Consider the following 6,974-nt stretch of genomic DNA (forward strand, 5'->3'; position numbering starts at 1 on the left):
CGCGGCGCTGCCGCCGGATACGTCGATGCTGTGCATTACATCGACGCTCGATTCAGCCCTGCTGCGCGCGCTCGCGGAAGCGCGCAGCAGGCGGCGGGCCGTGCACGTCGTGTACGTGCACGCACGGCCTTCCCTCTCGGTCGCGGAGCGAGAGGGGGCTTTGCAGCTGCAGGCGCTGGGCTGCAGCTTCACGGAAGTGCCGCATCCGCAGCGCGAGTGGCCAGGGCAAGGGGGTGTTGCGGATGCAACCGCTTGAACCCCGCCGCTCGTCCGGCACCGCCTCGCTGCAGCCGCAGCCGCCCGCCAGTTCCCGCGTCCGGGCGTCCGCCGGGCGGGACGCGCGCTCATCGCGCCCGTCCCGCCCGGGCCCGCTGCTCCGCGACGGTCTTTTGTCGCTGCTGCTGTTTTTGCTGTTGGCGGAATGGCTGAGGCCGCTGCCCATGCTTTCCGATATTTCGGAAGTTTATATGATTAAGCCGTTCCTGGCCGTATTTGCGGTCTGCATAGCGATGGATTGGCTGCGGGTCCCTTATTCATGGGGCTGGGCGGCCAAAGGCTTCCTCATGCTGCTGTTTNCTTTCCGATATTTCGGAAGTTTATATGATTAAGCCGTTCCTGGCCGTATTTGCGGTCTGCATAGCGATGGATTGGCTGCGGGTCCCTTATTCATGGGGCTGGGCGGCCAAAGGCTTCCTCATGCTGCTGTTTATCGGCTTTATGTTTTATCCGGCCGACTTCTGGACGTGGTCGTGGACGATAGATTTCGGCAGGCTTATCGCGCAGGACGTTCAGCATTTGTTTCAGCTCCGTCTCGATCTTGTAAGCGCGCAAAGCCGCACGCTGCTGTTTTTGATTGGCTGGACGCTGATGATTTCCGTGACGCAGGCATTGATGCTGCAAAGACAGCACAGCCTGTGGTTTGCTTCCGCCACGCTGCTGTATCTCGTTATTTTGCAGCTTACACTGAGCGTCGATACGACTTCGGGAATTATCCGCACGCTGGGGTACGGTCTTCTGCTGTTGGCGCTGCTGAACTTGTGCCGGATCGAAGGCTCTTACGGCTTGAAAACGACGAGTCCCGGCGGAGGCCTGCAATGGCTGCTGGTCAGCCTCATATCCACGGGACTGCTCGCCGGATCAGGCTGGTACGCCGCTTCGTCGGCTGCGCCGAGCCCGTTGATGAAGCCGCTTAATCTGGCGTCTTTGTCCGACCGGCTGCTTTCTATGTACGAAGACAAAGCCGGCGTTCCGGCCGTCCCTCCCAAATCGGGGTACGGCAATGACGATTCTGCTTTGGGAGGCCCGCTGCGATCCGACGATACGGTCGTTTTCACGGCCAAAACGACCGAGAAAACGTATTGGCGCGGCGAGTCCAAAAGCTTTTACGACGGGAAGGGCTGGACGCAATCCGAAGCGGATTGGGAAGCTTTCGTCCCGGCAGGCGTTCATGGGTCGGACCAAACGGTCACGCAGGAAGTGCTTTGGAGCGCTCCGGCCGCTACCAAACAGCTTTTTCACGGGGGAACCGTTCTGCAGATCGACGCGCTTCTGACGAATCGGGAAAAGCCGCTGTCGTCCGGCGATGTTTTGATGAATACGGCCAGCGGAAAGATGGCGCTTCCGGAAATGTCGGACCCGCTGTCCTTTTATAAAATTACGGTTCAGCCGACAGATAAAGATCCGGCCGTGCTGAGTACGGATACCGGCGCCTACCCGCCCGCCATCGCGGAAACTTATCTCCAGCTCCCGGCTCAGCTGCCGCAGACGGTGCGCAGGCTCGCCGAACAGGTTACGGCGGGTAGCGCGGACCCGTATGCCAAAGCGGCGGCGGTCGAACAGTATTTGCGCAGACATTACGTTTACAGCCTGGACAAACCGACGCGTCCCGGCAAATCCGAGGATTTTGTCAGCCACTTTTTGTTTGTCGATCAGACCGGCTACTGCGATCACTTCTCCACGGCGATGACTGTGATGCTGCGCTCGGTCGGCGTTCCGGCGAGATGGGTAAAGGGATTTGCCCCAGGCACGGAGAATGGGGCGTCCGCAGGCTTATACCGTGAATTTACCGTGCAAAATAAAGATGCGCATTCCTGGGTGGAGGTCTACTTTCCGTCATCCGGCTGGATTCCGTTTGAGCCTACTCCCGGCTTCGCGGATTCCGGCGTCCGGACAGCAAGCCTGCAGCCGGCGGAACAGCACAAGGCTGCTGCAAAATCCGCGCCGGAACGTGCAGAGACCGGGTTATTGGATGGCCTGAAGCAATGGATTCGGCCAAGCCTGCCCGATTTTCAAGCTTTCATGCAGCGGTATGGAGCGCTTTGCGGATTTGCTGCGGGAAGTTGCCTGCTTCTTGCCGGAGCCGCGCGGCTTCTATGGCGCAAAGGCTTTCTGCAAGGCGCAGGGCGATTGTCCGCTTCGCAGCCGGTTCTGCGGTTTATGGATCGGCTTTGGCTGCAATTGTTCCGCAAATACGGCGCCAAATCTTCCGATCAAACCGTCCGCGAATATGTCGCCGCATTGAAGATCGAGAACGACTTGCAGAAGCAAGCGCTGCTGGAATTCGCCCAGGCGTATGAAAACTTGCGCTATGCGCCGCTTCATCGGCCGCGTTATTCCAAAGCCGAGATTGCCGCCCTTTGGAAAGCCGTACAATCGAAACGGGGTTCCCGGGAGTGAGGGCCGGCTCCGCCGCTGATACCGTTTACTTTTCGGAATGCTTTTCCGGGCCCCGGAAACCTTTGACTATTGCTCTTTACATCCTAGGCATGTAATGTTTAAAATTAGTAGCGATAAATAGTGATAAGAGGACAAGCATTATCGCTATGAAACTAGGAGGCACGGATAATGAGCAAACCGAATGAATTGATTGTAGTTCTGGACTTTGGGGGTCAGTACAACCAGTTGATTGCAAGGCGTATCCGCGATTTGGGCGTTTACAGCGAGCTTCTGCCTTTCAATACTTCTGTGGATAAAATTCGCGGGCTGCAGCCCAAAGGCATCGTCTTTTCGGGCGGTCCGGCAAGTGTTTACGGAGAAGGCGCGCCTTCGGTCGATCCTGCGATCTACGATTTGGGCATTCCGATTTTGGGCATTTGTTACGGCATGCAGCTGATTGCGCATCAATTGAACGGGAAAGTGGAACGCGCCCAAACGCGGGAATACGGCAAAGCGGAGCTTGAATTTACGGCCGGCAGCCCGCTTGTGCAAGGACTGGACGCCAAGCAAGTCGTGTGGATGAGCCACGGGGACCACGTTTCCGTGCTGCCGGAAGGGTTTGCGCTGGAAGCCAGCACAGAGTCGCTGCATATTGCGGCCATGAGCCACCGCGACAAAAACATTCATGCGGTTCAATTCCATCCGGAAGTCCGCCACTCCGTGCAGGGCACCGAAATTATTCATAATTTCGTCTATGGCGTCTGCGGATGCGAAGGCAACTGGAGCATGGAAACTTTTATTGAAGACACCATCAAAGAAATCCGCCAGCAGGTCGGGGATAAAAAGGTGCTTTGCGCGCTGAGCGGCGGCGTCGACTCTTCCGTTGTCGCCATGCTCATCCATAAAGCGATCGGCAGCCAGCTCACCTGCATGTTCATCGATCACGGTCTGCTGCGCAAAGGCGAAGCGGAAAGCGTCATGGACACCTTTGTCGGCAAATTCGACATGAAAGTGGTTAAAATCGATGCGCGCGATCGTTTCCTCGGCAAGTTGGCCGGCGTGGACGATCCGGAGCAAAAACGGAAAATCATCGGCACGGAGTTCATCCGCGTGTTCGAGGAAGAGTCGGGCAAGTTCGACGACTTTGAGTTCCTGGCGCAGGGTACGCTCTACACCGATATCGTGGAGAGCGGCACGGCCACGGCACAGACGATCAAATCGCATCATAATGTCGGCGGACTGCCGGAAGATATGAAATTCAAACTGGTCGAGCCCTTGAAAACTTTGTTCAAGGACGAAGTCCGCAAAGTGGGCGAAGAATGCGGCCTGCCTGCGGAAATCGTATGGAGACAGCCGTTCCCGGGGCCGGGTCTGGCCATCCGCGTATTGGGCGAGGTGACGGAAGATAAGCTGAAAATTGTCCGCGACTCCGATGCGATTCTTCGCGAGGAAATCGCCAAAGCTGGCCTGGACCGCGAGATTTGGCAGTACTTCACGGCGCTTCCGAATATGAAAAGCGTAGGCGTCATGGGCGACGCCCGTACGTATTCCTATACGGTCGGCATCCGTGCGGTCACGTCTATTGACGGCATGACGGCCGATTGGGCGCGGATTCCTTGGGACGTGCTTGAAAAAATTTCCGTTCGCATCGTCAATGAAGTTGAAAACGTAAATCGCATCGTGTATGACGTGACATCCAAACCGCCTGCTACCATTGAGTGGGAGTAGATACAATCTTAAACCGAACGTTCTTGGGGATACTTCCTGTTGAACGTTCGGTTTTTTATTGACATTCTTCATGCGTAATTCTAAAATGTAGGTGGATAACAGTTTTTTCGTATAATCCCGGGAATTGGCCTGGGAGTTTCTACGAGGTCACCGCAAATGATCTGGCTACGAAAAAAGGACGGAATCCCGATGAGAACGTACTTGCGTACTTGCGCTTTCAAGGCGGTTCTCTTTTGGAGAAACTCCTTTTTGGTTCCCGGAAATCATTCTCATGATTCCGGGTTTTTGCTGTTCCGAATATCGGTTGGGAGGAAGAGTTAGATGGATCGGTTTTTCAAGTTGAAGGAGAACGGCACCACGGTAAGAACGGAAATTATGGCGGGAATTACGACGTTCATGACGATGGCGTACATTTTGGCCGTGAATCCGGACGTTCTCAGCGCCTTCAAGTCCGGGGCGACAGGCGGTGATTGGACGGCTATCTTCCTGGCGACGGCTATTGCCGCAGGCGTTATGACGATTGCCATGGGGCTGTTCGTAAATTTTCCGGTTGCGCTTGCTCCGGGAATGGGATTAAACGCTTATTTTGCAACCATTATTCTTTCCTCGCAAGGGAAGTTTACGTTTCAAATGGCGCTGACGGCCGTTTTTATTTCAGGGATTATCTTTTTAATATTGACGGTTTCGAAAATTCGCCAGATGCTGCTCGTCGCCATTCCGGACAGCCTGAAACATGCGATTACAGTAGGTATCGGTTTGTTCATTTCCATGATCGGCTTTAAAAACAGCGGGATTTTGACGGTGGCGGTCGAAGCGTCCAATGATGTTCCGGCGCATAAATTTACGGACGTTTTGTCTTTTGAAACGGTATTCCATATGGGCTCTTTGGAAAATAAAAATGTCATTTTGGCGGTCGTTGGCATTTTGCTGATTTCCATCCTGATGGTGCTGCGCGTGCGCGGCGCGATTCTGTTCGGGATTTTGGCTACGACGGTTGTCGGCTACTTCATGGGGCTTGTAAATCTCGATTCTTTGACCGGCCCGCAAACGACCTGGGTGCCTGATATGACGAAGCTTGCTTTTGCCAATTTCGATTGGAACGGCATTATGACGGCGGGAATCGTCTCCGTTGTCGCTACGTTCACCTTCGTGGAGCTGTTCGACACGTTCGGGACGATGGTCGGCACGGCTAACCGTGCGGGCATTATGAAAAATAAAGAGGAAGGCAACAAACGCGTCGGAAAAGCGATGTTCGTAGATGCCGTCGCCGTCAGCGGAGGCGCGCTGGTCGGAACGAGCACGGTTACGGCTTTCGTGGAAAGCGCGGCGGGAGTAGCGGAAGGCGGACGCACGGGTCTGACCTCGGTAACGACAGGCGTCTGCTTCCTGCTCTCCTTGTTTTTGGCTCCGATCGCGATGCTGATTCCGGGTTCGGCCACAGCCGCGGCATTGATCGTAGTAGGCGTGTTGATGATGCAGTCCGTCCGGGAAATCGACTTTCAGGATTTTGTGCTGGCGATCCCGGCGTTCCTGACGATCGTCCTGATGCCTTTCACATACAATATCGCCAACGGAATTTCTTTCGGAATCGTTGCTTATGTCGTGCTTGCCACCGCTGCAAACATTAGGGGAAAAGACAAGTATCAAATCCACTGGCTTATGTGGGTGTTAGCCATCCTCGTGCTTGCGCGTTACATTTTTATCGGAAGTCAAGGATAAGGCATTCAATATTAAGGCTCTGGCGCTTATGTGCCGGAGCCTTTTGGTTTTCGCGGGAGAAGCCAAAGACTTAATGGGTGGCGAGGTCGCTCGTGAACGGGTTTGGGGAGGGCGTGCAAACCTGCGAATTTATGCCGGGAAGAGCTACCCGGTCGGCCAGCTACCCGGCTGCGAGCAGAAAACCTGCAAAAGTGCAGTTTTCTTCTCGCCGGAACGCTAACAATGAACAATTCCTGCAATTGTACAGGCTTTTTGCCGGGTACAGGGGTTCGGGTTCATTTTTATCGAAAATTCCTACACTTTCGCAGGTTTTTCGCCCAAATGAACCATTTTCGCAGAAAAAGCCTGTACTTTCGCAGGCTTTCGCTTCGGGCTCCCGAGCCGCCTCGTGACAACCCGAAGTGCGACGGCGCAAAGTATCGTTCAACTAAGCTAACATGTGGACGACCAACCGCCGTCATGCAGCGCAGCACCGCACGCTGGGAGCTGCGCGCGGTGCGATTCGCGGAAACCACGTTTGCAGATTTTTCGCTAGTGTCAACGAACTGCGCTTTCCTCCGTACTAGTGCATTATAGTGATGCCTTGGTGACGGTTGTATTTCCCATAAAAAAAGTCGAAGAAAAAGCTTGCATTCGTTATCTATCTTTGATATATTACTCCTTGTCGCTTTTAAGACCGCGAGATTGCAAAAAAGAATTTTAAAAAAGTACTTGCAATCAAGTAGGCGAATGTGATATATTGATTAGGTCGCCTTCGAAAGACGGCGATGCGAACGAAAGAAATTGTTCTTTGAAAACTGAACAACGAGTGAAGAAGCAAGGTTGAGCAATCAACCAAAACAAGAGATTGCAAAATCTCGTCAGCTTTGAAA

General features: G+C 54.3%; 4 protein-coding genes and 1 riboswitch. All 4 genes read left to right on the forward strand.

Going from position 1 to position 6,974, the window contains the following annotated elements:
• Positions 1 to 256, forward strand: a 256-nt coding sequence (locus tag AC6RNO_RS36315) for a hypothetical protein (protein WP_497108410.1), incomplete at its 5' end; no start/stop codon positions are given.
• A 344-nt stretch (positions 257 to 600) separates the two neighbouring features.
• Complete coding sequence (locus AC6RNO_RS36320) at positions 601 to 2,676, forward strand: transglutaminase domain-containing protein (protein WP_497108411.1); 2,076 nt, start codon at positions 601 to 603, stop codon at positions 2,674 to 2,676.
• A gap of 168 nt (positions 2,677 to 2,844) precedes the next feature.
• The gene (gene guaA / locus AC6RNO_RS36325) at positions 2,845 to 4,383 is read left to right on the forward strand and encodes a glutamine-hydrolyzing GMP synthase (RefSeq protein ID WP_497108412.1); all 1,539 of its coding nucleotides are present in this window, start codon (positions 2,845 to 2,847) and stop codon (positions 4,381 to 4,383) included.
• Positions 4,384 to 4,470: 87 nt separating this feature from the next.
• Positions 4,471 to 4,571: riboswitch (purine riboswitch) on the forward strand.
• A gap of 133 nt (positions 4,572 to 4,704) precedes the next feature.
• Complete coding sequence (locus tag AC6RNO_RS36330) at positions 4,705 to 6,102, forward strand: NCS2 family permease (protein ID WP_474687315.1); 1,398 nt, start codon at positions 4,705 to 4,707, stop codon at positions 6,100 to 6,102.
• Positions 6,103 to 6,974: the final 872 nt, after the last annotated feature.

It is taken from the genome of Paenibacillus sp. sgz302190 (genome assembly GCF_059820445.1).

What these genes read in the sequence shown, in the direction of transcription:
- guaA (WP_497108412.1), top strand. Translation starts at nt 2,845, where the DNA reads ATGAGCAAACCGAATGAATTGATTGTAGTTCTGGACTTTGGGGGTCAG.
- AC6RNO_RS36320 (WP_497108411.1), top strand. Translation starts at nt 601, where the DNA reads ATGATTAAGCCGTTCCTGGCCGTATTTGCGGTCTGCATAGCGATGGAT.
- AC6RNO_RS36330 (WP_474687315.1), top strand. Translation starts at nt 4,705, where the DNA reads ATGGATCGGTTTTTCAAGTTGAAGGAGAACGGCACCACGGTAAGAACG.